This is a genomic window from Peribacillus sp. NPDC096379 (genome assembly GCF_044762875.1).
Classification (GTDB): domain Bacteria; phylum Bacillota; class Bacilli; order Bacillales; family DSM-1321; genus Peribacillus.
On record NZ_JBIWFD010000002.1, the window covers coordinates 721994 to 745476 of the forward strand.

Here is a 23483-nt window from a genome sequence, read left to right on the forward strand (position 1 = left end):
CTCAAATATATGCAAAAATCGTATCCAGATTATACCGTTATATCAGTTAAAAATGGTTTTGTGATATGCGAAAGGAGATAAGAGTATGGCGAAATATAGACAGGTACATATTGAATTTTGGCAGGATGGGTTCGTACTTGATCTTACACCGGAGGAAAAATACTTTTACTTGTATCTCATGACTAATAGCAAAACATCACAATGTGGTGTATATGAGCTCCCGAAAAGAATCGTTGAAACAGAGACGGGCTATAACCGAGAAACAGTAGATAAATTGCTTCAGAGATTCATTGATTACGGAAAAATCATTTATGACGATAGATCGAAGGCAATCATGATTGTCAATTGGGCTAAGTACAACTTCATCAAGAGTCCGAAAGTGATTGCTTGTATAAAAAAAGAACTTGAGGGTATCAAAAACAGGCATCTGGTTAGTGAGTTTATCAATAACTGTATAGCTCTTGGATATCAGATAGATGGTCTTACTATTACTTCTTGGGAGCCATCAGAGATTGCTCAATCAGAGATAGGTGTAGAAGAAGAGGACCAGAAATACGTAGAACCCTTTGTTATAGATGAACCTGTAGATGTAAGTCCAGTTCCACAAGAGGATCCTTTTCGGTTCTATGAAGAGAACGGCTTTGGTGTAATTGGCAGCTATATATCAGAAAAAATATCTTCCTGGTGTGCAGACCTTTCGGATGAACTAGTTGTATTGGCAATGAAGCGTTCAACAGAACAGGGGAAAAAGACGTGGAGATACGTTGAAGCCATCTTAACAGATTGGTTTGATAAAGGTTTAAAAAAAACATCAGAAGTCGAAGCCTATCAGCTTGAATTTAAAGAAAAACAGGCTCAGAAACAGAACAAGGTTACTCCATATAGAAGGGGATCAGCGAGGATTGAGGCTGTTCCAAAATGGATGCAAAATCAGCCAGCCGAAGAGTCTAATGAACCTGTGGATATTAAAGATTTGGAAGATCGTAAACGTAAAATGGACCAGATGTTTCAGAAAATAAATCCATAGTTGGAAAGGAAGGGTGCTTGATGGGATTACTTTACCAAGCTGTTCAATCTCAAAATGAAATGAAAAGGAAGTTTGTCTTATCTAGGTTAAAAGATATGGGTATCCATCATTCCCATACCGGTTTATCTATTGATCTATTAACTTATGAAGAATTGAAAATTGAACTAGCTAAAGCATCGGCGGTGAGGTCGTGAATTGCCCAGTTTGTAACCGCCCGTTAAAAAGCAAGAAAAGCATTGCTAAGGGCATTGGTCCTGTTTGTGCAACTAAGGGTAAATAAAATCGATATACGGCAACAAGAAGGTCATGGTCGATGGCCATGAGTTCGACAGCATTGCAGAATCTACATAACATCCGCATAGATGATGTTTCAAGAGTATTGATAAACAACATCGAAAATTAATGAATAGTAGACACATACTGTGTAACAAATCGCTCTGTTAATAATTGACCAAAAAGAACCTAATGCGGTTCTTTCTCATTCTACAACTTTAAATGGAGCGGCAAGTCCGCCGATAGTAGCTCGATATTCACCTGGCGTAAGCTCATACTTTAGATCATTTACATTAAGATCTAGGGATGACAATTTAGGATGAATAATACCTTCTTCTGTGAAAGACTCTGCTTTCATTGGTATTTTTCGCCATAGTCCTTCAACTTTTTTTTCGAGAAACACATGAGCGCCTGTCATATATTCTTCATTACTGTCATTTTGGATTTCAACAACAATCGTCTTAACTGTAGTTGGATATTTAGCTTTTTCAGTTTTGATGGTAACACCATTTTCAGAATCTGGACGTTTTTGAGCAGGGGATTCTTCAAGTTGTGAGTCATCTGCTTGGCAGCCAGTAAAGAAAAGAAGTAAAGCCGCAAAACAAAAAGCAATTAATGGATATTTTTTAATCACTAAAAAACCTCCTATCTTTATTGTACCAACGACTGGATGGGAAAACAGTAAGAGAAGTTAATGGATAGTACGACTATGTTATGCAACTGGATAAGCATTGTGTTGCTTAAGAATTTTCAAAAAAAACTGCTCCGAAATGGAACAGAAATATAAGAATTTATTTCACAGTTTTTAAAGGAACGATTACTTTGTTATAAAAAAATCTTTCCCATTTAGCTAACAATCCGTTCACGTTTTCACCACGTTGTATCTGAATTTCGTGATTTTTATGGAATGCTCTAACGCGCTCATTATGCTCTTTATGCCGTTGGTGCAAAGTATTATGGTTCATTATTCATCCTCCTTTCAGTGATTAATTTAATTATATGGTTAGGATAGATGAATTAAAAGTGATTCTATCAATAAAATGTGTGTTTCGGTGTAGACACAAACTGCGACATAGGAATAGAAAAATAAAAAAGAAAGAGCATAGTACTCTTTCAAATGTAGGATAAGTATTAATCTAATTATCCAGCCCATTTAGATATATTTCCATAACAACATTTTTTTCAATAAACTTAAGGGATTTCAAGAAAATAAACTATGAAGCAAAAAAAGTGTCGAACTTAAAAACTACTTTGGAATGATTTGGTTTTGGACTTTTTTTGTCAGTTTTTTAAAAACTAAATTGTAGGAATGTAGAATTAAATTTTCTAAAAAATCATCGGATAGATTTGAATCAAAATAAATAGAGTTCCAGTGTGTTTTATTCATATAATGCCCAGGAATAATGCCTTGATAGGTTTCTCTTAATTCTTCAGCACGAGTAGGTTCGCATTTTAAAGTGATAATTGGCTTTCTTTGAGAGTCTCCTCCCATCAAAGCAAACATCTTCCCGCCAATATGATAACGATCTGCTTGCCAGTCTACTTGGTAATCATGTGTCGTTCCGGGTAGTGTCAGACAAAATGATTGAAGTCTAGCTTTATCCATTTATAAGTCTCCTTTTTAAAGCCATCACTAAATACACACGTTCGATTACATTTATTATAATCAAAAACCTATGTATTTCAATAATTATTGTAAATGTAACGACTTTACTTTTAATAAAACAAGAAAAGGATCATGCGTAGTACGAATAAACACCAACAGAATAAGCTTCGCAGGGAATTGGGATGAAAAAATGGATGAAGATACTATCTTTCATCCAATGTAAGAACCATTAATCTGTAAATGATGAATACTCCAAGATAAGATCCAGTTATCAAGAAATAAGGATTAAGAAAAATACCATGAATTGTAGTCATAAATACAGCGTTGTCAATTAGGATCTGGTAAATAGATGTTGCCGCAATATTTCCAAAAATACTAGTTGATATAACAGCGATAATATTAAAAATTATTCGGAATATCTTTCTGTGATTCTGTAGAAAAACCATAATAATAGGAAAAGCAATGCTAGACACAACTAATAAAATCTTCAAAATGCCACTCCTTTCATAGCATGTAAGACTGTATTTAGCTAATTATTCCCTGAAATATAGGTAAATAAACAAAATGAAAATCAAATTTTATTACAAGTAGACACAAACTGTATAGTAAAAAGCCGATTGAAAAATTTCAATCAGCCCCTGTTCTTTAGATTTTTACTAGTTTCAATACCTGCGTTGAAAATAGATCCAACCATGATAAAGAAAAAAAGAATTTGTATTGCTGGGTTAGCTGTCCAATAGCCCAAGAAGTTCATGAAAACAAGGATGACAAATAAAAGAGCAGTAACTGTGGTTATAAAAAGGCGCCAGTTTAGAGTCATTTTAATCCCTCCAATATGTAAACTTCCTTTATTAAAAGGTTAACATATATAATTGGGATTTTGAACCATTAAATGATTTTACTAATATGCAGTTTGACTAAGCAGAGAAAAAAGAAGCTAATCAGATCAGCTTCTTCATCCCGCAATTGACGCATTCTCTTAGGAACTCACCATTGCCAACCGTAGACATAAAGTGAGCCTTGTCGCAATTGTCACATCTTCCGGACAGTTTATCTGGCATCTCTTTATAAGTGTATGTTTTTGTTAAATCTATCTCAACTGTTTCACTTTCCAAATCTTCACCTCAATCAACCTTTAATTATAAGGCAGAAATAAATATTGTAAACCGAATAAACAGTGAAGGAGTGAAGAGCATGTTCGATACTGTTGAGTGTCCTTATTGTGAACATGAAAATGATATGTCAGAAGGAACAGTTGATTTACCTAGTGATAATAAATTCGACCATGAATGTGAAAAATGTGAGCAAGAATTCGAAGTGTTTGTTGAGTTTGAACCTTCTTATAGTAGCGGGGCAATCGAGTATATAGAATGTGAAAGGTGTGGAACTGAAACAAGGGATATATGTAAGAGAGGGTGGATTTTTCCGTATCCCAAGCACATCAAGGAAAACAAAATTTGTAGAACGTGTTTTTATAAAGGGATGCACGAAGAGTTATCAAACAATTAATGCCAAATTTCGAATATCATGTACAGTGTGAAAGCAAACGTCATTTTGATACTAACGAAAGACACAAAAAAATCCGGCATTTGCCGGACAAATTAATGGGATACTCTTGAAAAAGGTTAGGGGTCTCTTCACTTCTTTATCTTAACGAGTAGATGTTACAAAACTATGAATAAATGTTTAAGATTCTATAAAAAATCATAAAAAGAAGCAAGGCTCACTGGTGATGTAGTGTATCTGACTAAACGCCTTGCCCTATACCTAACATATTATCCTTAATTATTATCTGCTACTCATGACTAAGGAGGTTTTATTTATGAGTCAAAACGAACGTGAATTTTATATCGAATGGCTTGCTATGAAAGGGGAATATGAAAAAAGCTTATATGTAAAAATGAAAGATCCAGAGCTTGAATATTATTACAAAGAGTTATTAGAACCAAATAAATAAAGACTGAGATTTCTCCCAGCCACCCAATTACATTTTACCACGGGAGGGATCTCAATGAAAGAAGCTGCCAGGCTTATTAATGAGAAATCTACTAGACTCCAAAATCTTGAAATTGATCCTAGGACAAAAAGACTGGAAATTGATATAATGGATGTAAAAGGAAGCTTTGCCATTGTTGTATGTGATGGGAAGGCAAAGCTTACTCGATTGCCGGAACATGGGGAAACGAAAATCGTCACTCATCAAGGTAAGATTAAACGGGTTAAGTTTGATGAGGGGGAAGAGTTTTGAAAACAGGTGTGTTTATAATTGAATCATTAGATCTTGAAGATGAAGTAAATGAATTATTTGAAGGTAAGATAATAACTCAAATGCTAAAAATGCTTGGTGTGGAGGTTTATTATACTTATATAAGGACAAAAAAAGAATTAAAAGTAATGATAGATAGGTATGAAAATTCAAACTATAAATACCTTCATATATCATGTCATGGTACTAAAAAAGGAATTGGCATGACTCTGGATGCTGATGTAATACCTTATAGTAAATTCAGTAATATGTTTAGCTACGAAGGAAACAATCAAAGGCTTTTCCTATCTTCCTGTAGTGCGCTAAAAGGAGATTATGCTCTAGAGGGTCTACATGATACTCAGTTTTTATCTGTAACCGGTCCATTAAATAATATCGCTTTTTCAGATGCTGTAGTATTTTGGTCCTCATTTTATCATTTGATGTTCAAAAAAAGTATTAAGAGGATGGAAAATGATCACTTTAAAGATACGCTAAACAAATTATCAAGTACTTTCAATTTAAATATGTGCACTTTAATTCGTGTTGGTCAAAATTATAATAGGCATGAATTTAAATATAAAAAGCAAAAAGATTTACAACTTTCATAATGAAGTTCTACCAGCTCTCTGGAGGACACTGAATGATCGGTTAACACCGTCGTTTGGTGTTCTTTTTTAATTTGATTAAATAAAGGAGCGATTGAATTGAAAGAAGCTGCCAGGCTTATTATTGAAAATTCTACTAGACTCCAAAATATTGGGGTTGATCCTAGGACAATGAGACTAGAAATTGATATAATGGATGTAAAAGGAAGCTTTGCCATTGTAGTTTGTGATGGGAAGGCCAAGTTTACTCGATTACCAGAACATGGGGAAACGAAGATTGTCACTCATCAAGGGAAGATTAAGCGAGTTAAGTTTGATGAAGGGGAAGAATTTTAAGCTTTTTCTTTAGAGGGAGACAATCATATGAAAGAAAAAGTACTAAGGTCTACTCACAAAATTGAAACTGAAGCAATTTTTAGTGAGTGTGGAAATTACCGATATTCTTTATCGCGCAGTGTAGCAGGGAAAGACGGGAAAATGACTTTTATAATGTTTAACCCTAATGTTAGAGATGACATACAATTAGGTGCTACAGCAAATTATTGCTTTAATTACGCAATTGAAAATAAATATGGAAAAGTTGAGATAGTTAATTTGTTTGCGCTGAGGACTAAAAGTATACGTGCTTTGAAAGAAAAAGTGAAAAATAATGGTATTGATCCAGTTGGTCCATTAAATAATTACTATATACAAAAATCTATACAGAACTCAGATAAGATTGTATTAGCTTGGGGTTCAAATGGTGGTTTTAATAGAAGGGATAGAGAGGTTTTAAAATTACTTAATGATTCGACGCTATTTTGCTTTAGTAAATCAAGAAAAGGTAAACCAGGTTATCCAAAACGTTCGATGGATATAGATATTACTCTGTTTGATTAAGGAGAAGGGTTTTGAAGGAATTTCAATTAAATAAATTAAGATATCAAAAGAAAGACAGCGTTGGATATCTACGAGCAATTGAGAAGAGTATAATGAAGAAAAAGCAGGTAAGGTCTCTAGAAGAAAAAGCAATTTTTAGAACGTTTCTAAAGAAGCATCATTCAGAAGAAGAAATTGAAATGATGATAAATGAACTAGAACTTAATAACACTAACGATAGTGACTATATTAAACTTGTATATTCCATCGTTATTCCTTTACTTGTTACTTTCTTTTCAATTATGTCAGTTGTAATTGTTTTTTTGTTCAATAGCGATTTTCAACTAGCTTTAAAAATAGCAGAAGCGAAACAAAGTTATGAACAAGTAAATGCATTAGAACTTCTTAAAAATTTTCTTATGACATGGCTTGCGGCTCTAATTTTTGTAATATGTAGTTCGCGTATATGGATGAAACAGTTACCAAAGAAAAAAATATTATATATATCGATTTTAAAATCAATTAAACATAAATAAAAGTTCTACCAGCACTCTGGAGGACACTGAATGTACGGGTAACACCGTCTTTGGTGTCCTTTTTAATTTGATTAAATAAAGGAGTGATTGAATTGAAAGAAGCTGCCAGCAAACAGATTGAGAGTATTTTGAAAGACTACCATTGGATGATGAACTCCATAAAGATATTACGAGATTCAATGAAAGATGCAGGTGAAGGACTTACTGCTCAATACGGCATTGAAGCCACACTCCCGAAACCACAAGGTTATACCGATGTGATTATGGAGCTGATAAACAGCCATAACACACAAACAATGGTGCAGGGTGAAAAATACTACTACAACGATTCGGATATTAAGAAGCGCAAATTTCATTACTGGAAAGATGGAATAAAGCAGATTGATGAAGATAAAACAAATCACCGTATACCTCATGGGTGGCACAAATTATTAGTGGATCAAAAGGCTGCTTATTTAGTCGGTAAGCCTGTTACCTTTAATGTGCCAGATGAAACTTACTTGGAGAAACTGAGTGAAATACTTGCTGATGAATTTGACGATGTTATGCCTGAACTGGTCATAGCTGCATCAAACAAGGGCAGAGAATGGCTACATCCTTTTATCAATGAGGAACAGATCCCTGCCGAAGAAGGTATTCCGATCTACGGTGGAGCTAAGAGAAAGAATATCGAATCTTTTATTCGTTTTTACCATCTGGATGAAGGCACTATAAAAGTTGAAGTTTGGGATAAACAACAGGCCATCTATTATGAGAAAACAGACCACGGTCATTTAGTCTTCGATGTGACAGAAGAAATCAATCCAGCACCACACTTCACCTATGGTGATAAAGGATACGGGTGGGGAGAAGTCCCTTTCATTGATTTCAAAAATCAATGATAGATTTTCGATCCAGAATGAAAGCAGCACTGCCTTCATTGTATCGTGGGTTACTGGTGAGGTGGCGACCTTTAATACAGGAAATAACTCGAAAATTAAAGTGGTTTTCGATGGTGGAGCAGGGGGTGTTAAACCTTCAACATACAAAAACCCGATGCTCACACTAGGCTCAACAGCAAAGCCATTCTTCCCACGCAATCCATCTTACCTGTTCGCCAACGTCAAACTAGGTCAAATTGGTGATAAAAAAGATAGTCTATTTAAACAGGATGGGAATTGGCTTTTGCGGAAAGAGGTTGAGAAGGATGTTGTTTTGGATGGGAGTTTGTGGTGGGCGCACCAACAATCAGCTACAGGTTTTAAAAGATTTAGTACGGTTATCCCAAGTACACTACCGACAACTAATGACCTTTTTACAATGACGAAACATGATGGAAAAAAAGTAGGCTACCAATATGGCTCATTTACAGAGGGAGACAAAGCATATGTCTATAATAACGCAACGTCTATATCAATAAATAACCTGGATTCAGGATATGCAGAAACCTACACACCATCAACAGACGAAATCAAAGCCTACTTCAACGGTTGGCAGGTTAAAACGGCAGACGGAAGCGGCAGCAAGCCTACAGCCTGGAAATCCATCGTAGACGGCTCGGATGCACCAACGCAAACCCTTGCGTATGTATCAGCTAACAAAGCACCTAATTACACGCCTTATAAATTGAGTTACGCTTTAGCTACTCCTGTTACGGAAGTCGTTAACCATTTAGTCGAGGGCGATTTGGTTGTTAATGGGCTGACTCAGGTTGAGGTTGGGGCTGGCGTGATTGTGAGGGAGAAGATCTTGCCTATTTTAAGTGGTGTATCTTACATTTTTAATGACAGGAACATCTCTACTGCTCCGTCAGCGCTATTCTCTAAGAAGATAGATAAAGTTATTTCTATATACAAGAACAATTCTTTAGATGTTAAATGGAAGATAGATACAGGTGGAGCGCCACACGGTAAACAAAGAATATATATTCTGCAAGCTGACTTTGATCCCACGGCTGAGTATACTGTTTCTTACACTGTCTTGGAAAAAGAAAAGCTAACCACGAATCCTGTATCTGTTCCTGTGAGTTGGGCGGGATCGTTACCTTCAGCAGTGAAGGATATAAATACAAAGTTGAGTGACGTGGCAACTACAGTGAGTGTCAACGTCAAGTCGATCGTCGATCTATATGTCAGAATCAAAGCGTTAGGAGGGTGAATATGTCATTTATTGAAAGAGTTATCGAAACGTTAATTGGTGACGGGATAATCACCGAAGAGGAACTTCAAGCCCGTATTGACGAGGAAAAAGCTAAGTCCCCTATTCCTCCATTGCAGGATGATAGCGCAGCTATGATGTTTCAAACGGCCATTCAGGGTATGGAGATTATGTCTCTGCAAGATGAAAATGCGGAGCTATTATTTAGACTAGCGATGATGGAGGCGAATGCAAATGTATAACTCGATTAAACGTTATTATGATATGGGTAAGTATACGGACGATCAGATGAAGGTTTTTGTGCAGGCAACGTGGATCAATCCAGAACAATATGAGGATATAACAGGCAAAGCGTACACAGAGTAGGCTTTTTTATTTTGCGTGACTTGAATAAAACAAGTTTGTCATTTTCCATTATTTACTTTAAACTGAAAAAGTGTAATATTACACCAAAAAGGGGAATGTGGATAATGAAAAAGTTTTTAATAGTTTTATTTTCGTTTTTTCTTATTTTTTTACTAGTTTGGGGAGGAATAAAACTAAACTTCTTCCTTTATGAAAAACGAGCTAATGAAAGAATAGCAAAAGTAATTGAATATCAAGGAGCATCTAAAGAGAATAGTCATATACTTGTTAATGTATATGACTATAAAAGGGAATGTTGGTATCAGAAGATTAAATTTAAAGATGATCCCGAAATCTCATATCAATATGAATATACTAGATCAGAAGATGAAGTAAGAATTTTTGCTATGTATAACAATATGTCTTTAGATTTAGCAAATAAGAAATCGAAATACCCTGTATATGATGTTTACTTTAAAGATGATAAGATAATAGAAGTTAATAAACGTTAAATTAATCAGATTTACCAATTGTTTAGGAAAAAGCATAGTAACAAAATCAAGTCGTCTACATGGGCGGCTTTATACTTGAGACATACCATACACAAATAAAAATGGAACTAGAAGCACCTGCAGAATAGGTGTATTTTTTATGTTTACATTTCGACAAAAATCAATTAATCTATTTCTCGGGGAAATAAGAAAAAGGTCCTACTGCTGACGGATCGCCGTGTGCGATGAAAGTCGCCTGCACGGTGAAGGCTCGTTATAAAGCCGAGATAGAAGGTATAAGACGAGAATAGTGGATTTACACCTTCCGATGTAACTGGAATAGCAACAAATGATAGAGATATGGAATTTACTTTTGCAATAAATCCAGAGACTGAAGATTGGAGAGCACATATTACTGGAATTTATTTAGATGGCGATAATTACTTATCTGATTTTACAATAAATCAACCAGGAATTATCTCTACAGATGGAATTGGTTGGGCTGCTGGAGCAACAATGACATTTACTATCAAGTCTACAGGTTACGAAGATGTCATTAAAACAGTAACATTCATAAATCCTTATAATTGATTACTTTTCTAGAAAAACCTCACCTTTATTGGCGGGGTTTTTCTGTGCAGCGAGAATAATAGAAAGGAGGCGGTGCTATTGCTTGTAGTTAAAAATCTAGCTGGTGATACGGAATTATACGAACACCCATTGAGGTGTATTTTTTCTGTTTACATTTCGACAAAATTCGATTATTCTATTTTCTGGGGAAATAAGCAAAAAGTACTATTATTGACGGATCGCCGTATGCGATGAAAGTCGCCCGTACGGTGAAGGCTCGTTATAAACCGAGATAGAGAGAAGGATAAGACGAGAATAGCGTACAAGAATTAGCTATAAATAATATTAATAGTGTTGTAAAAGATACAGGTGATACAAGCGGTATTAATGAAACAGTTTTAAATTCAGCAATCAATGGAATAAATGGAGTAACCGCAATTGCGGAAAACTTAGAAGTCTATCGCATTGCTATTGTAGAAGCCGAAGATGATGAGTTAGACTCAGCACAAAAAATATCAAATATGGTAAGCGAAATTAATAGGATATTTACTCTTGTGGATGCTGGAGTAACAGGTGGAAAAAATCCTGGAAAAAATAATTTAATAGTTAATATTGATGAGGATCAGATAGCTCCAGAAATTATAAAGAACAACTGGAAATATGTTGTACCTACCGTATATTCAAATGTTATAACAAAGACTGATTTATATCTCGATATGAAAGAAGCTAAAAATTATTCCAAATTGGAAAAGTCAGGGGCAGGTATTACATCTGGAACTTTTGGCTACGGTTCTAATACCTATTGGGCTGTTCTTTTCTTAGATAAAGATCTTAAAGTAATTGGATATGTCCCTATGGGCGCTTTAAATTAGATTGTGTAACTATCCAAAATCTGTCCAAGGTTAGTAGACGAATAGTTTGAATAAAGGCAATGTAGAGATTATACTTCTGCATTGCCTTTACTTTTTTAATGTATATTCTATGATCTTGAATATGCATTAGCAAGTTTCAATTCCAGTTATGAAGGTGTATTCTCACTTCTTTTATCTGTGCGTATTACGCATCAGATTCAAACTGTCTATTAGTTCAAATTGAATAATTACATGCCGAGAGTCCAATCACAGGGCTCTTTTTACATGCCCTAAGGAGGTTATTGCTTGTAGTTAAGAATCTAGCAGGAGATACGGAATTATACGAACACCCATTGAGGTGTATTTTTTCTGTTTACATTTCGACAAAATTCGATTAATCTATTTTACGGGGAAATAAGCAAAAAGTACTACTATTGACGGATCGCCGTATGCGATGAAAGTCGCCTGTACGGTGAAGGCTCGTTATAAAGCATGAATATGTATAAGGCGAGAATAGTTTAGTAAAACCGTTGGCTACAATAGGAATAATAAATAATGAAAATGGTTTTTCAGTTGACTTTTCAGAAACAGTTAAGTTGCAAATGGCTGGATGGACAAGTACTCACTTTGCAGAGTTGCCTAATGCTACGACTGATTTTGATAACTATGAATTTATATTAGCCGATCCAGCTGACTCTGATGCTGATGATATTACATTTATTATTAAAAATGGTAATAATCTTCAAACTATGTATAAAGCAACTTATAGTACAGCTTCGGAAAAATGGTCTTTAGCTGAATTTACACCAGCGCCATAAATTTATATAAGAACCTCACCTTTATTGGTGGGGTTTTTTGCGCAAAATTACTGTGTATCTAGTAGATAGAAAGGAGGCGGTGCTATTGCTTGTAGTTAAAAATATGTCTGGTGAAACGGAGCTTTTAACCAGCATCAAGAATTGTGAAATAAACGAAGAAGTAAACGGAGATTTTTCAATTTCCTTTACTTCTTTTTTTACGGCGAGAAATGCTCATTCATATCCTTTGTTGGATTATGAATCAATCGTAGAACTCGATGGCCACGAATTTCGTGTGAAAAATTTCTCGGAGGTCCGCAATCAAAAAAACATCGGAGCGCAGCATGTCTTTTTTGACCTAATTGAACATCAAGTTTATGGTCTTATCGGTGGCACAAGGCATGCGTATGATATTTTTTCTTTTATATTAACAGGCACAGGGTGGACATTCGAGAATATGGATGTCGGTAATTTTGAGTTGGTTTTGAACTTTGGTGACAGCAACGTTTTATCTCTTATTTGGGATGCGTGCAAAATTTTTGATTGCGAAATTAAGATTATGCCCAACAAGCACATTAAAATTTATAAGCGCATCGGAGCAGATACAGACGAACAATTTCGTTATAAACACAATGTTAAAACGCTCAAAAAGTCCGTTGATACTACTAATTTACGTACGGTGATAAAAGGTTTTGGTGGAAATGGATTAGAGGTAACGTATAGGTCTCCTATGGCAGATGTGTACGGAGAACGACACGCGGAGCCTATCAGAGATGATCGCTATACAATTGCTGAATCCATGGTTGATCGACTCAAACAAGAATTAAATGATACTCCCGAAATCAGCTTTGAGCTTGAAGTTGTACAACTTGGCTTTGATGTAGCTTAGGGGACCGCCAGTGGACAATTCATGAGCCTATGGGGATTGACTTCAAAACTAGAATTGTAGCCCGCAAGTGGTATCCATTCACAAGTCGAAGTCCTGTTGTCACGTTGGGTAATAAAAAGACAACATTTACTAACCGTCTTACCGAAACTCGAATTGAAATTGATGAAAATAAAAAAGAAACCCGGTCTAAATTTGAGCAGACGAATGAAAAATTCAGCATGGAAGTTCAGCACATTGATGGTAACGTTTCGGAAGCAAAAGTATTTTTTGAAATAACTGCAGATAATATCACAGGACAAGTCGAGCGCCTAAATGGAGATATTCAAAGTGCCGTATCTCTTATAGATCTAAAAGCAGATGGTGTTTTAATAGAGTCTAAGGCTTACACGGATTCGGAAATAAATCAAAATTATAATTATTTTGACGGTCAGATTGAAGCTGTGGAAGCATCGATAAATGTGGTTGCCGGAACAGTTGCCCTTAAAGCATCTGTCAACTATGTAGATTCACAGGTAGGCGCTGTTAATTCAACTATCGGTGGACTAGATACTTGGATTCGAAGCGCCGAAGGGTCATCATTAAGTGTTCAAGCAGGGTTGATAGCCTCAAAGGTAAGCCAGAGCGATTTTAACGGCAATACAATAGCATCTTTGATTAATCAATCTGCGACTACAGTTGATATCATAGCAAGCAAGATTAACCTTGTTGGAGCCGTATCAGTCCTGTCTGATATAACTGGCAGTCTTGGCACTATCACAGCAGGAAATATAATCGGAACAACTATTCGTGGTGGGCAATTTGTTTTAGATGGCGGAACTTTAGACCTGCGTTTAGGTAATATCATATGGGGTAATAACGTGCCGGGTAATGTGCTGTATGCTCAAAAAGCAGGGAATGCTAATACATTAAATGGTTCTTACACATATCAAAGTTTTAGTTTATCAGGACATGTCCACGCGGATAATCAGTACGTTAAGCCGTACACAGGGCAATCTCTGAAGCTGTGGCGCAGTGGCAATAGAGTGCGGATTTATGACGGCTCATCATATACAGAACTAACAGGAACAGTAGGATAAAAAAGGGAGGAACTAAAATGAATATTACATTTCAATTAGCGAGTGGAGCAACTATTAACGCAACAATACCAAATTACGATGCAAAAGCATTAGCAGAAAGCTTGAACGATCATCGCACACAATTTGTATTATTAGGCACAACAGGTATGCATAAAAATGAGATTCGTCTTTGGTATCCAACGCCGACAAATGAACCGACGGGATAGTTTATATTTGAGGGTTCTATGAGCCCTCTTTTTATTTTGATAAAAGGGGAGAAATGTTGGAGAGATTAGACATATTTTTTAAAGTAGCAGCCACATTAGCAGGAGGCGTTACAGGTTATTTATTTGGGGGGGAAGCATTGATAAATACCCTATTAGTGTTTGTTGCTATTGACTACTTATCGGGATTAATTGCATCGGCTGTTGAAGGGAAACTAAGTAGTAAAATTGGATTCAGGGGCATTGCGAAAAAGGTAATGATATTTGCTATTGTTGCCGTTGCTCATCTTATCGATAGAGTAATAGGAGAAAATGACCTTGTTAGAGATGCAGCCATTTATTTTTATATGGCGAATGAGTTACTATCAATTATCGAAAACGCAGGGCGCACAGGTCTGATCGTACCGGAGCAAGTAAAAGGGATGGTGCACGTGTTAAAAGGAAAAGCGAAATAAGCTGTCCACACGGATGGCTTTTTTGTTCATATAAATAAGAATAAGAGGTGACAAGTATGAAAAAAGTAAAAATTGATCCAGGACACGGTGGGAAAGATCCGGGTGGGGTAGCTAACGGCCTGCAAGAAAAAAACATCGTTCTTGATCTCTCAAAAGAAATGAAAAAGTATTTGGATGAAAATTATACAGATCATGAAACCACACTTACACGGAATACCGATGTCTTTATAGAACTATCTGAACGAGCTAATATTGCCAATAGGGCTAATGCTGATGTGTTTATCTCCAATCATGTGAACGCTGGTGGTGGTACAGGCTACGAGTCTTATATCTACACTAAACCAAGTGCTGGTTCTGTAAAATTACAAAGCTTAGTTAATGCTGAAGCTCTTGCTACTGCTAAAAAATACGGTTTAGGCCCCCATGGTGATGACAGTAAACAAGGTAATCTTGCTGTTGTTCGTCAAACTAATATGCCTGCAGTATTAACGGAAATTGCTTATATCGACTCCAAAGATGCTGAGTTGCTAAAGAATAATAATTTCATCAAGGATATGGCTGCAGCATATGCGAGAGGTGTTGCGAAGTATTTGAATTTACCAGCAAAGCAAGTGGTTTCAAATGTAGTTACTGATACAAAGAAATATAGATTAAAAACTGGAGTCTTTCCGACTGCCGAGGCGTTGGTCGAAGGCAAAAAGCGCCTGTCCGAAAAGTACAACTGGCTTCTTTATGAAGTACCTGAAAGCACTAACTTTAACCCTGGTTATCGTATTATTACAGGTACATTAACGAGTAAAATAGTAGCTGAAGGATATGCTGAAGAAATCAGAAAAGTATTCGGGTGGACTGTGTATGTTGCAGAAGCCTAAGTTTAGAACGAATTGGTTTGGGGAAAATAATGATTACCCCTGTGATTCATATGCGAAAGCCCTTCTCTTAATCGAGAGGGGCTTATCCTGTTGAACCTTTATGTAAATAAATCCTTAACAATTCCTCAGTTCTATTCCTCAAGCGCGGATTAAAGTAGGTGTGATGTTCTTCGACGTCTTTGTATATAAAAGAATACATCGTGAAATCAGCATCTCTTTTAATTTCTTCTAGTTTAATTTTTTCCTTACACAAATGGTCCCTGGCAATTTTTAAATCCTTCCGTACAGCCGTAATTGCACTCTCAACTATATCCACATAGGGTGATTTTATTTTAAAAGATCCTTGTTCAATCAAAACTTTATCTCGTTCCAGTATTTTAAGAAGCATTGATAAATACAAAGCTGTTTCTATAAACTCTCTGTCTTTCTCAGGAATCCTAGTCATGGTTATACCTTTCTACAGCTACTACACAATCGAGATCAATCCTAATCTCCCCACTTAATAAATCAAGTATTAAATATTTCATTTGCTTATCCACTTTGGCCACAATTCCTATATTATTGACGAGATTATCTGCCTTCCAGAAGGTGATACGAACTGGCAACGTGTAGTTGAGTGACTCCATTACTGCAATACCAATTTGCTTGAATACTTGCTCGTCTAATACCGTCTTCTTTAAAAGTTCACTTCTTATCAAATAATCATCTCCTTTTTTATTATTATATACAAACGAACGTTCGGAAACAACTTGAAATCAAACAATCGTTCGTATAAGATGATTGTAATAAAGTTGCGAAGAAAGTAGTTTAAAAGATCGAGTGAAACTGGTTTTTCATGCTATCTTTAATTATTTATTTGTAAAAAAAGGTATGAATATTTCGGTACTTGTTAAGTGTAAGAAAAATGATAGATGTATAGGAGAGAGGAGTTAAAATGAAATCTGAAAGTTTGTTCCGAGATATTATGAATGAGGTTGGAAGTATAGAGAACTGTGTTCTAAAAAGAGAAGTCCAAAATAGTGAATATGAGGGATTACTTTTAATAATAAATAAACACGTTTACAGAAGTAGACTTGCTAAATTAACTCCTAAAAAGAAGGGATATTTTGTTGCATTTTGGGAAAAAGATACTATGGGAATCAATCACGCTTATAGCTATGAGAATTCACCAGAAAAATTAATCGTATCTGTCATAGATAACGAGAGGCGGGGGCAATTTATTTTTCCTAAAAAAGTGCTTCTTAAATATGGAATATTGAAGAGTCCTAAGCAGAAAGGGAAAATGGCACTTAGAGTTTATCCAAGTTGGGTAACTGAATTGAATACAAATGCTGCCAGGACTCAATCATGGCAAACAGAATATTTTATTGATTTATCAGATGACTTTGAAGTTGAAAAATTAAAGAAATTGTATTTATTATGAAAAACGATATTAAGGAGAGCTACTGTCAAATTCGCAATTGGGGGATTTCTTTAACGATTCGCCTGCCGAAATTGGCAATCTTTTTTATAAAATGCTCGTACAGAGAAAAAGACTCTCCTACATTTTGATCAATCTTTGTTCAAAATGTAGGAGAGTCTTTTATTATGAAATCAATGTTTTAAACTAATTTTTAATCGAACTTTATTTCAAACCAACAAAAAGCCAGCATTTTATCAGCTGCTAAACCACGGATTCGAAAAGGGGTAATTCATGCGTAATTCTATACCAAGAAAGAGACAGCAAGAGGTTTTAGATGCTGATCATTCGGAGCAGATTTGTTATTTAATAGTTTCATAAAAAAACTCTTTTATGACCTAGAGTTCTATATGGTATCATGCAATCACAGAAAGATGTTCGTGACCAACAAATTATTTTTACCCATAATTGGCTTGAAAGTTGAAATAAGTAACCGATATAAGTTGGGTGGTAAATTTCAAGTATTATAAAAAAAGAATAGTTTCATAAACTACTAAGAAAGGTGTCAACTTAATGAAATTTAAACCACTTAAACTTACTTCAGCCATTCAAGCGAAACTCATTTTCATATAATTCTTTTATTGATTGTACCGATGTTAATTTTGGGAATTTTTAGCTATCATAATAGCGCAACAAGTTTAGATGAAATTGGTAAGTCAATTTAAAAAATAGTGTGGAATTTACCCTTGAGATAATTGAAGCAGGAAATAATAGTAAGCTAGTACATTAGGCAATTTTGAACAACCGTGGAATGTAAACTATAAGAAATTGAGGTACAAGAAGTGAAGAAACGATTTAATTTTAAAAGTATTAAGATGAAAATGTTATTTGGGTTTTCATTAGTTATTTTACTTGTCGTTCTATTTGGAATTTATAATTTTTCGGCAATTAAGAAGAGTAACGAGGAAGCTAAAAATATTGTAGAGAAAGAGGTGCCGCTATTAATTGCTAATGAACAAATGGCTAGAACTATGGCGAATCGAATATCAACAGCCCGTGGTTACGTGTTATATGGTGGTGATTATAAAGATCGATTTAATGAATATACAGAAGAGGGTAAGCGTAATGAAGCAATTGTTAGAGAGATAGGGGCTTCCGAGGAATTTGACCAACTTATCGAAAAGACCGTTGAGTGGCGACAGTTTGTTGCAAAAGAAGTATTCGAAGAGTATGACAAAGGAAATATCGAATTGGCTCGACAAAATCTAGCAGAAAAAAACCAGGTTGTACGTGAAATTATGGTTGGTTATGAAGAGCTGGCAAATAAAAGTCGAGATTCGATTAATAAGACAGAGAGTAAAATTATAGCAAATGGGGGAAAAACACTATTTGTAGCCACGATAGTAACAATTTTGGTTATTTTGGTTAGTGTAGCTGCAGCACTGATTACTTCCAATATTATTGCAAAACCAATCATAAAAGTGATGGAGCGAATGAAGTTAATTTCAAGTGGTGATCTAAGCAATGAACCATTAGAAACAAAGTCACAAGACGAAGTAGGTCAGCTTGTTGTTGCAACAAATGAAATGAGTAATAATATTCGTGAATTACTAAGTGAAATCAATGTAGCCTCTGGATCAATAACAAGTCAAAGTGAAGAGTTAACTCAATCTGCAAATGAAGTGAACGCTGGTTCTCAACAAATTGCCACTACTATGCAAGAATTAGCCGCCGGTACTGAATCAGAAGCCAGAACTGCAAGTGAACTGGCCAACATTATGGGGTTATTTTCAACTTCAGTTCAAGAAGCTAATTCTAATGGAGAGCTAATTCAAAAAGCCTCAAATGAAGTTTTCCAAATGACTAGTGAAGGTAGTCAATTAATGGAATCATCCAACAAGCAAATGGCTAAAATTGATCAAATTGTGCAAGATGCAGTACATAAAGTGCAAGGTTTAGATGTTAAGTCACAAGAAATATCGAATTTGGTTTCGATTATTCAAGAAATTGCTGCCCAGACCAACCTCCTAGCATTAAATGCAGCAATTGAAGCTGCCAGAGCAGGAGAACACGGTAGAGGTTTTGCCGTCGTTGCAGATGAAGTCAGAAAGCTTGCTGAACAAGTCTCTAGTTCTGTAGCAGATATTACTGACATTGTCGCTGGTATACAATATGAATCCAGTTTAGTAACGACATCATTACAAGATGGATATAACGAAGTTAAGCAAGGAACAACCCAAATAAAGACGACTCGAGAAACCTTTGCTTCAATCAGCTCAGCTGTAACAGAAATGGTAAACAGTATTAAAACGGTATCTGAGAACTTATCAAGTATTTCATCAAACAGTGAAATAATGAATGGTTCTATCTCAGAGATTGCAGCTATTTCGGAAGAGACAGCTGCTGGAGTAGAACAAACCTCTGCCTCGTCTCAACAAATAAGCAGCTCGATGGAAGAAGTAACCAACAGTTCTGATGACCTTGCGAAATTAGCTGAAAAACTTAATAGATTAGTTCGTCAATTTAAGCTTTAGTTGCATGATATAAAAATAGAGAGTAGTTCGCCAAAAAGCGAGAATAAAAATCTAAGATATTAAATTCATTGATATATGTAGATTACTCTCAAATTCTAAAATATCATGATTCTATTGAAGAGATTGCAGCTTCCGTTATTCAATTATAGGGCGCGATTGTGGAATATCCAATTGATTACAAGGCCTTTTTACAAATGAACTTTAAAGGAAATCGGGAATGGAGTATAATTGACCACCATCTGACCACCAAATAAAAGTTTATAGTTGAAATAGAATGAAAGAAGGATGTAAATAGGTTTTATAAATCACAATAAATAAGTAATTATGTACCATTATGAAATTCTATGAAAGTCGAAGATATGTTCCGCACGCAAGTTCACCCATGGGAACGCGAACAATACATGAACATGTATTAATAGGTAAAAGTCCTGATACGGCTAGTATCGGGGCTTTTTTTTACATCGGGCAATTAAATAGTTTTCCGCCTATTTTTGTGATTGCCCGATTTTTGCCCGGTTTTGCTTTAAAAAAATTATTCAAGGACATTTTTCAAATGTTCCTCAAATTTATTCATAGTTTCAAAATCGATACTTTTACTAATGTGTGAATAGACATCAGAAGTTATTTGCATACTTCCGTGGCCTAAACGCTCTTGTAACTATTTTGTGCTAGCTCTGGCTTCCAATTGTAATACGGCATGCGTGTGCCTTAATGAATGAATTGGTAAGTTAGGGAGACCAGTCCTTTTTAATATTCGGGCAAAGGAATTAAACAGACTTGATTTTGGCATGTAATCTCCGTCATTCCGACAAAGAACAAGATTATATTCAAAATGATAGTTATCATTTAGTGCGGTTTTGTTTTGATTCTGATATTTCTTGTGGAAATGCAGATCATTAGCAAGTCCCTGACTAATTGTGATGGTTCGTTTAGAATGGTAAGTTTTAACGTCTCCAAACATTTCGTCAGGGTTTTTAGATGCTTCTTGGAAATCAAGTGACTTATTAATATTGATTGTTTTTTCTTTCAAGTCCATATCCTAGCTTACGCTGAACCAACAGGGGAAAGTAGTCCTAGGGTGGTTGTCCCATCTACGATAGCAACCGACTATGTTGAGCTCGAAATCGAACTCAAGCCCGAAGCAATCTTACACGATCCACGGCTGCCACTTTTTGAAGTCGGCAAAACCGAATATGACAAAATACTTGTAAATTGCGATGAAAATACTGTTTTATCGAGATATCCTTGTGTACAGGGTAAGCAAGATTTACAGGGCGTTTCCGTGATAGCAGCTCTTTACAAAAAAGAGCATTAAAAATTCTATGCTTATATAAAAACGGTAACCCAATTGTTAATTGTACTGCCAGTTCTAATGATAGGTGGGCGAAAGTATCTGAGTCTACTGCCTACGGAAATGAAAGATTAGTTGTTGTCAGCAGTTTATTCGACTCAACAGCCGAGTACACCGTAACCTACATCGCCGACAAAGAAAAAAGTATACGGTGAATCCAGTGAGTGTTCCTGTGAGTTGGGAGGGATCGTTTAAGTCCGCATTTAACGATGTGGTGGCAACAGTAAGTGTCAACGTCAAATCTATCATTGAGTTGTACGTCAAAATAAAAGGATTAGAAGTGTGAAAAAATGTCATTTATTGAACGGGTTATCGAGAAACTAATTGGCGATGGGATAATCACCGAAGAAGAACTTCAAGCCCGAAATGAAGAAGAAAAGGCTAAATCACCTATTCTTCCTTTACTGGATGATAGTGCAGCTATGTTGTTTCAAACGGCAATGCAAGATATGGCGATTATGTCATTGCAAGATGAAAATGCGGAGCTCTTATTTAGACTAGTAATGATGGAGGCGAATGCAAATGTATAACTCAATTAAACGATATTATGATATGGGCAAATATACGGACAATCAGATGAAAGTATTTGTCCAGGCTGGATTGGATTAATGAAGATGAATATGGGGTTATTACAGGCAAAGCGTACACAGTGTAGGCTTTTTAATTTGTTGAAAGTTTCAGAAAATAAAGAGTGACATTTTTTTATTTCTCTTTATAATTAATTTCGGGGAAATAAGCAAAAAGTACTATTATTGACGGATCGCCGTGTGCGATGAAAGTCGCCTGCACGGTGAGGGCTCGTTATAAAGCCTTTGGGTATAAGACGAGAATAGCAATCATGCACCAGCTATTATAAGTCAGTATGAAGGAGCGACCTTGAATGTCGGGGAATTAACATATCCATCACTAGGCAACCGATTCGAGGATGTTGATGGTGACGCATTAACGTACAAGTTTGAATCAAGTGATCCATCAGTTGCAATTGCTTCTTTATCTAGTAATGGTTATGACATGGAAATTAGTGGATTATCCGCAGGGTCTACAACAATAACTGTCACTGCAAATGATAATCATGGCGGAACTGTGGATATGTTTTTTACTGTCACAGTAACTCTGCCATTAACTAATCCTTCCTCAGGAGATATCTTAGTATTAAATACTGTAGGTACGGATGAGATTTTCGTTTACGCTCCACAGGGGTTCACAGTGAAATTATATGCTATGGAAAACGGTGGTAATATTTTAGGTCAGAAGGTTTCTGAATCATATGATGATGAAAATGGACGTGGTCCGGTATTAAATGAGAACGGCGAGGTAATATACAGAGCTGCTATTTCTCTATCAGATGTATCATCATTATCAAACGTATTTGTGACTTTAACAGAACCCGGAAAGAGGGAAAGTGTACGAGTTCTTGCACCAGTAAATTCTGAAAGTAGAATAATAACTAAAGACAAAAATGTAGTCAGTGTGAACAATTCAATTGGTTTCATTTCAGTCAAATCTACTGTAAAAGTCAGTGATATTAAAGCAGCTATTAATTCTAAAAACGGAACAACCCAAAGTTATAAATTTATGTATAATATAGGCGATGATAATTATGAGTATTCCGATTCAAGTTTAATATCTAATGTCTATGTATCATGGATAGACGTGATCGCCCAAGACGGTTCAAGCAAAGGGCAGTATATTATTGACTTTATCAAATAAGGAAATAAAAAGTCGTCCAATCGGGCGGCTTTTTATTATGTGTAAAGGGGAGAAACGATGGAGAGATTAGACGTATTTTTCAAAGTAGCAGCCACATTAGCAGGAGGCGTTACGGGCTATTTATTCGGGGGGGGGTATACTTTGTTTCAAATTCTATTGGTATTTGTGGCAATCGATTATATGACAGGATTGCTTGCATCAGCGTATGAAGGCAAACTTTCAAGCAAGATTGGATTTAGGGGTATTGCAAAGAAAGTGATGATATTCGCAATTGTCGCTCATTTAATTGATACGGCAATTGGTGAGAATCATCTTATTAGAGACGCAGCCATTTACTTTTATTTAGCGAATGAACTTTTATCAATTTTAGAAAATGCAGGTAGAACAGGATTACCGGTTCCATCGCAAATTAAAAATGCAGTTCTTGTTTTAAAAGGAAAAGCAAAATAAGCTGTCCACACGGATGGCCTTTTTTGTTCATATAAATAAGAATATAAGGTGATAACGATGGTAAAAAAAATTTGATCCAGGACATAGCGGGAAAGATTCGGCTGGGGTAGCAAACGGACTGCAAAAAAAAACATCGTTCTGGACATTTCAAAAGAAATGAAAAAATATCTTGATGAAAACTATACAGGTCATGACAGTCAG

General features: G+C 35.7%; 35 protein-coding genes and 2 pseudogenes. 30 read left to right on the forward strand and 7 right to left on the reverse strand.

All coding sequences use genetic code 11. The features are described 5' to 3' along the window. The first annotated feature begins 85 nt into the window (after nucleotides 1–85). Genes ACIQZI_RS12490 through ACIQZI_RS12500 form a run of 3 tightly spaced genes read left to right on the forward strand, consistent with a single transcriptional unit; the run spans nucleotide 86 to nucleotide 1307 of the window. Nucleotides 86–1027, forward strand: a complete 942-nt coding sequence (locus tag ACIQZI_RS12490) for a DnaD domain-containing protein (protein WP_403073457.1) — start codon at nucleotides 86–88, stop codon at nucleotides 1025–1027. Between the two features lie 20 nt (nucleotides 1028–1047). Next, on the forward strand, nucleotides 1048–1221 hold the full coding sequence (locus tag ACIQZI_RS12495) for a hypothetical protein (RefSeq protein WP_403073459.1): 174 nt from the start codon (nucleotides 1048–1050) through the stop codon (nucleotides 1219–1221). Beyond that, entirely contained in the window at nucleotides 1218–1307 is a 90-nt protein-coding gene (locus ACIQZI_RS12500; RefSeq protein ID WP_403073461.1) for a DUF6011 domain-containing protein, read from the forward strand. Before ACIQZI_RS12495 ends, ACIQZI_RS12500 begins: the two co-directional genes overlap by 4 nt. A gap of 198 nt (nucleotides 1308–1505) precedes the next feature. On the opposite strand, the gene ACIQZI_RS12505 is transcribed toward ACIQZI_RS12500, so the two are convergent. The 4 genes from ACIQZI_RS12505 to ACIQZI_RS24295 all read right to left on the reverse strand — a co-directional run bounded on the left by ACIQZI_RS12505 (nucleotide 1506) and on the right by ACIQZI_RS24295 (nucleotide 4021). Continuing rightward, nucleotides 1506–1934, reverse strand: coding sequence for an immunoglobulin-like domain-containing protein (locus tag ACIQZI_RS12505; RefSeq protein ID WP_403073463.1), 429 nt, complete (start codon nucleotides 1932–1934; stop codon nucleotides 1506–1508). A 157-nt stretch (nucleotides 1935–2091) separates the two neighbouring features. Next, on the reverse strand, nucleotides 2092–2265 hold the full coding sequence (locus ACIQZI_RS12510; RefSeq protein ID WP_403073465.1) for a hypothetical protein: 174 nt from the start codon (nucleotides 2263–2265) through the stop codon (nucleotides 2092–2094). Nucleotides 2266–2546: 281 nt separating this feature from the next. Then, nucleotides 2547–2906 carry an MmcQ/YjbR family DNA-binding protein gene (locus ACIQZI_RS12515; protein WP_403073467.1) on the reverse strand — a complete coding sequence of 120 codons (360 nt, stop codon included), beginning with the start codon at nucleotides 2904–2906 and terminating at the stop codon, nucleotides 2547–2549. 941 nt (nucleotides 2907–3847) lie between these two features. Further along, nucleotides 3848–4021, reverse strand: a complete 174-nt coding sequence (locus ACIQZI_RS24295) for a DUF8096 family protein (RefSeq protein ID WP_483878417.1) — start codon at nucleotides 4019–4021, stop codon at nucleotides 3848–3850. Here ACIQZI_RS24295 and ACIQZI_RS12520 point away from each other — a divergent pair. The 21 genes and pseudogenes from ACIQZI_RS12520 (at nucleotide 3978) to ACIQZI_RS12620 (ending at nucleotide 15838) form a co-directional block, all read left to right on the forward strand. Then, nucleotides 3978–4415 carry a hypothetical protein gene (locus ACIQZI_RS12520; RefSeq protein WP_403074052.1) on the forward strand — a complete coding sequence of 146 codons (438 nt, stop codon included), beginning with the start codon at nucleotides 3978–3980 and terminating at the stop codon, nucleotides 4413–4415. The two genes, ACIQZI_RS24295 and ACIQZI_RS12520, sit on opposite strands and share 44 nt — an antisense overlap. Nucleotides 4416–4728: 313 nt before the next feature. Next, a complete protein-coding gene (locus ACIQZI_RS12525; protein ID WP_403073469.1) occupies nucleotides 4729–4863 on the forward strand; it encodes a hypothetical protein in 135 nt (44 codons plus the stop codon). 54 nt (nucleotides 4864–4917) lie between these two features. After that, on the forward strand, nucleotides 4918–5154 hold the full coding sequence (locus ACIQZI_RS12530) for an XtrA/YqaO family protein (protein ID WP_403073471.1): 237 nt from the start codon (nucleotides 4918–4920) through the stop codon (nucleotides 5152–5154). Further along, on the forward strand, nucleotides 5151–5762 hold the full coding sequence (locus ACIQZI_RS12535; protein WP_403073473.1) for a hypothetical protein: 612 nt from the start codon (nucleotides 5151–5153) through the stop codon (nucleotides 5760–5762). Before ACIQZI_RS12530 ends, ACIQZI_RS12535 begins: the two co-directional genes overlap by 4 nt. A 168-nt stretch (nucleotides 5763–5930) precedes the next feature. Further along, on the forward strand, nucleotides 5931–6095 hold the full coding sequence (locus ACIQZI_RS12540; RefSeq protein ID WP_403074022.1) for an XtrA/YqaO family protein: 165 nt from the start codon (nucleotides 5931–5933) through the stop codon (nucleotides 6093–6095). Between the two features lie 27 nt (nucleotides 6096–6122). Further along, complete coding sequence (locus ACIQZI_RS12545; RefSeq protein ID WP_403073475.1) at nucleotides 6123–6638, forward strand: DUF1643 domain-containing protein; 516 nt, start codon at nucleotides 6123–6125, stop codon at nucleotides 6636–6638. 11 nt (nucleotides 6639–6649) lie between these two features. Beyond that, entirely contained in the window at nucleotides 6650–7153 is a 504-nt protein-coding gene (locus ACIQZI_RS12550) for a hypothetical protein (RefSeq protein WP_403073477.1), read from the forward strand. A 92-nt stretch (nucleotides 7154–7245) separates the two neighbouring features. Next, nucleotides 7246–8034, forward strand: coding sequence for a phage portal protein (locus ACIQZI_RS12555; protein ID WP_403073479.1), 789 nt, complete (start codon nucleotides 7246–7248; stop codon nucleotides 8032–8034). Beyond that, nucleotides 8015–9289, forward strand: coding sequence for a hypothetical protein (locus ACIQZI_RS12560; protein ID WP_403073481.1), 1275 nt, complete (start codon nucleotides 8015–8017; stop codon nucleotides 9287–9289). Before ACIQZI_RS12555 ends, ACIQZI_RS12560 begins: the two co-directional genes overlap by 20 nt. Nucleotides 9290–9291: 2 nt before the next feature. Further along, nucleotides 9292–9531 carry a hypothetical protein gene (locus ACIQZI_RS12565; RefSeq protein WP_403073483.1) on the forward strand — a complete coding sequence of 80 codons (240 nt, stop codon included), beginning with the start codon at nucleotides 9292–9294 and terminating at the stop codon, nucleotides 9529–9531. Continuing rightward, nucleotides 9524–9655: an XkdX family protein gene (locus tag ACIQZI_RS12570; RefSeq protein ID WP_403073485.1), complete on the forward strand. Its 132-nt coding sequence runs from the start codon at nucleotides 9524–9526 to the stop codon at nucleotides 9653–9655. Before ACIQZI_RS12565 ends, ACIQZI_RS12570 begins: the two co-directional genes overlap by 8 nt. A gap of 104 nt (nucleotides 9656–9759) precedes the next feature. Further along, the gene (locus ACIQZI_RS12575; protein ID WP_403073487.1) at nucleotides 9760–10146 is read left to right on the forward strand and encodes a DUF3139 domain-containing protein; all 387 of its coding nucleotides are present in this window, start codon (nucleotides 9760–9762) and stop codon (nucleotides 10144–10146) included. A gap of 318 nt (nucleotides 10147–10464) precedes the next feature. After that, nucleotides 10465–10716, forward strand: coding sequence for a hemoblobin-interacting domain-containing protein (locus ACIQZI_RS12580; RefSeq protein WP_483878419.1), 252 nt, complete (start codon nucleotides 10465–10467; stop codon nucleotides 10714–10716). Between the two features lie 533 nt (nucleotides 10717–11249). Continuing rightward, complete coding sequence (locus tag ACIQZI_RS12585) at nucleotides 11250–11567, forward strand: hypothetical protein (RefSeq protein ID WP_403073489.1); 318 nt, start codon at nucleotides 11250–11252, stop codon at nucleotides 11565–11567. Between the two features lie 509 nt (nucleotides 11568–12076). Then, on the forward strand, nucleotides 12077–12364 hold the full coding sequence (locus ACIQZI_RS12590; RefSeq protein ID WP_403073491.1) for a hypothetical protein: 288 nt from the start codon (nucleotides 12077–12079) through the stop codon (nucleotides 12362–12364). Nucleotides 12365–12449: 85 nt separating this feature from the next. Beyond that, nucleotides 12450–13232, forward strand: coding sequence for a phage tail protein (locus ACIQZI_RS12595; protein ID WP_403073493.1), 783 nt, complete (start codon nucleotides 12450–12452; stop codon nucleotides 13230–13232). A 29-nt stretch (nucleotides 13233–13261) separates the two neighbouring features. Then, nucleotides 13262–13318 (forward strand): annotated as a pseudogene (locus ACIQZI_RS12600) (hypothetical protein); the annotation flags it as partial. Nucleotides 13319–13336: 18 nt separating this feature from the next. Then, entirely contained in the window at nucleotides 13337–14308 is a 972-nt protein-coding gene (locus tag ACIQZI_RS12605; RefSeq protein ID WP_403074054.1) for a hypothetical protein, read from the forward strand. A 17-nt stretch (nucleotides 14309–14325) separates the two neighbouring features. After that, nucleotides 14326–14514 carry a hypothetical protein gene (locus ACIQZI_RS12610; RefSeq protein ID WP_403073495.1) on the forward strand — a complete coding sequence of 63 codons (189 nt, stop codon included), beginning with the start codon at nucleotides 14326–14328 and terminating at the stop codon, nucleotides 14512–14514. Nucleotides 14515–14567: 53 nt separating this feature from the next. Further along, nucleotides 14568–14966, forward strand: a complete 399-nt coding sequence (locus ACIQZI_RS12615; RefSeq protein WP_403073497.1) for a phage holin family protein — start codon at nucleotides 14568–14570, stop codon at nucleotides 14964–14966. 56 nt (nucleotides 14967–15022) lie between these two features. After that, nucleotides 15023–15838 carry an N-acetylmuramoyl-L-alanine amidase family protein gene (locus tag ACIQZI_RS12620; protein WP_403073499.1) on the forward strand — a complete coding sequence of 272 codons (816 nt, stop codon included), beginning with the start codon at nucleotides 15023–15025 and terminating at the stop codon, nucleotides 15836–15838. A gap of 82 nt (nucleotides 15839–15920) precedes the next feature. On the opposite strand, the gene ACIQZI_RS12625 is transcribed toward ACIQZI_RS12620, so the two are convergent. Both ACIQZI_RS12625 and ACIQZI_RS12630 read right to left on the reverse strand, forming a co-directional pair. Beyond that, nucleotides 15921–16283: a YhjD family protein gene (locus ACIQZI_RS12625; protein WP_403073501.1), complete on the reverse strand. Its 363-nt coding sequence runs from the start codon at nucleotides 16281–16283 to the stop codon at nucleotides 15921–15923. After that, nucleotides 16276–16536: a YolD-like family protein gene (locus tag ACIQZI_RS12630; protein WP_403073503.1), complete on the reverse strand. Its 261-nt coding sequence runs from the start codon at nucleotides 16534–16536 to the stop codon at nucleotides 16276–16278. Before ACIQZI_RS12630 ends, ACIQZI_RS12625 begins: the two co-directional genes overlap by 8 nt. A 236-nt stretch (nucleotides 16537–16772) precedes the next feature. Here ACIQZI_RS12630 and ACIQZI_RS12635 point away from each other — a divergent pair, with 236 nt between their 5' ends. Both ACIQZI_RS12635 and ACIQZI_RS12640 read left to right on the forward strand, forming a co-directional pair. Continuing rightward, a complete protein-coding gene (locus ACIQZI_RS12635; protein ID WP_403073505.1) occupies nucleotides 16773–17261 on the forward strand; it encodes a MepB family protein in 489 nt (162 codons plus the stop codon). Nucleotides 17262–18079: 818 nt separating this feature from the next. After that, on the forward strand, nucleotides 18080–19771 hold the full coding sequence (locus tag ACIQZI_RS12640) for a methyl-accepting chemotaxis protein (RefSeq protein WP_403073507.1): 1692 nt from the start codon (nucleotides 18080–18082) through the stop codon (nucleotides 19769–19771). 532 nt (nucleotides 19772–20303) lie between these two features. Here the strand turns inward: ACIQZI_RS12640 and ACIQZI_RS12645 are convergent. Continuing rightward, nucleotides 20304–20810 (reverse strand): annotated as a pseudogene (locus tag ACIQZI_RS12645) (site-specific integrase); the annotation flags it as partial. A 602-nt stretch (nucleotides 20811–21412) separates the two neighbouring features. Here ACIQZI_RS12645 and ACIQZI_RS12650 point away from each other — a divergent pair. The 4 genes from ACIQZI_RS12650 to ACIQZI_RS12665 all read left to right on the forward strand — a co-directional run bounded on the left by ACIQZI_RS12650 (nucleotide 21413) and on the right by ACIQZI_RS12665 (nucleotide 23282). Next, nucleotides 21413–21652 carry a hypothetical protein gene (locus tag ACIQZI_RS12650; RefSeq protein WP_062180658.1) on the forward strand — a complete coding sequence of 80 codons (240 nt, stop codon included), beginning with the start codon at nucleotides 21413–21415 and terminating at the stop codon, nucleotides 21650–21652. A 22-nt stretch (nucleotides 21653–21674) separates the two neighbouring features. Continuing rightward, nucleotides 21675–21731, forward strand: coding sequence for a hypothetical protein (locus tag ACIQZI_RS12655; RefSeq protein ID WP_403074024.1), 57 nt, complete (start codon nucleotides 21675–21677; stop codon nucleotides 21729–21731). Between the two features lie 267 nt (nucleotides 21732–21998). Next, complete coding sequence (locus tag ACIQZI_RS12660; protein WP_403073512.1) at nucleotides 21999–22832, forward strand: hypothetical protein; 834 nt, start codon at nucleotides 21999–22001, stop codon at nucleotides 22830–22832. A gap of 57 nt (nucleotides 22833–22889) precedes the next feature. Continuing rightward, nucleotides 22890–23282, forward strand: coding sequence for a phage holin family protein (locus ACIQZI_RS12665; protein ID WP_403073514.1), 393 nt, complete (start codon nucleotides 22890–22892; stop codon nucleotides 23280–23282). The last annotated feature ends 201 nt before the right edge of the window (nucleotides 23283–23483 follow it).

What these genes read in the sequence shown, in the direction of transcription:
- ACIQZI_RS12650 (WP_062180658.1), top strand. Translation starts at nt 21,413, where the DNA reads ATGTCATTTATTGAACGGGTTATCGAGAAACTAATTGGCGATGGGATA.
- ACIQZI_RS12515 (WP_403073467.1), bottom strand. Translation starts at nt 2,906, where the DNA reads ATGGATAAAGCTAGACTTCAATCATTTTGTCTGACACTACCCGGAACG.
- ACIQZI_RS12525 (WP_403073469.1), top strand. Translation starts at nt 4,729, where the DNA reads ATGAGTCAAAACGAACGTGAATTTTATATCGAATGGCTTGCTATGAAA.
- ACIQZI_RS12625 (WP_403073501.1), bottom strand. Translation starts at nt 16,283, where the DNA reads ATGACTAGGATTCCTGAGAAAGACAGAGAGTTTATAGAAACAGCTTTG.
- ACIQZI_RS12620 (WP_403073499.1), top strand. Translation starts at nt 15,023, where the DNA reads ATGAAAAAAGTAAAAATTGATCCAGGACACGGTGGGAAAGATCCGGGT.
- ACIQZI_RS12635 (WP_403073505.1), top strand. Translation starts at nt 16,773, where the DNA reads ATGAAATCTGAAAGTTTGTTCCGAGATATTATGAATGAGGTTGGAAGT.
- ACIQZI_RS12510 (WP_403073465.1), bottom strand. Translation starts at nt 2,265, where the DNA reads ATGAACCATAATACTTTGCACCAACGGCATAAAGAGCATAATGAGCGC.
- ACIQZI_RS12490 (WP_403073457.1), top strand. Translation starts at nt 86, where the DNA reads ATGGCGAAATATAGACAGGTACATATTGAATTTTGGCAGGATGGGTTC.
- ACIQZI_RS12575 (WP_403073487.1), top strand. Translation starts at nt 9,760, where the DNA reads ATGAAAAAGTTTTTAATAGTTTTATTTTCGTTTTTTCTTATTTTTTTA.
- ACIQZI_RS12615 (WP_403073497.1), top strand. Translation starts at nt 14,568, where the DNA reads ATGTTGGAGAGATTAGACATATTTTTTAAAGTAGCAGCCACATTAGCA.
- ACIQZI_RS12530 (WP_403073471.1), top strand. Translation starts at nt 4,918, where the DNA reads ATGAAAGAAGCTGCCAGGCTTATTAATGAGAAATCTACTAGACTCCAA.
- ACIQZI_RS12495 (WP_403073459.1), top strand. Translation starts at nt 1,048, where the DNA reads ATGGGATTACTTTACCAAGCTGTTCAATCTCAAAATGAAATGAAAAGG.
- ACIQZI_RS12570 (WP_403073485.1), top strand. Translation starts at nt 9,524, where the DNA reads ATGTATAACTCGATTAAACGTTATTATGATATGGGTAAGTATACGGAC.
- ACIQZI_RS12545 (WP_403073475.1), top strand. Translation starts at nt 6,123, where the DNA reads ATGAAAGAAAAAGTACTAAGGTCTACTCACAAAATTGAAACTGAAGCA.
- ACIQZI_RS12540 (WP_403074022.1), top strand. Translation starts at nt 5,931, where the DNA reads ATGAGACTAGAAATTGATATAATGGATGTAAAAGGAAGCTTTGCCATT.
- ACIQZI_RS12610 (WP_403073495.1), top strand. Translation starts at nt 14,326, where the DNA reads ATGAATATTACATTTCAATTAGCGAGTGGAGCAACTATTAACGCAACA.
- ACIQZI_RS12565 (WP_403073483.1), top strand. Translation starts at nt 9,292, where the DNA reads ATGTCATTTATTGAAAGAGTTATCGAAACGTTAATTGGTGACGGGATA.
- ACIQZI_RS12665 (WP_403073514.1), top strand. Translation starts at nt 22,890, where the DNA reads ATGGAGAGATTAGACGTATTTTTCAAAGTAGCAGCCACATTAGCAGGA.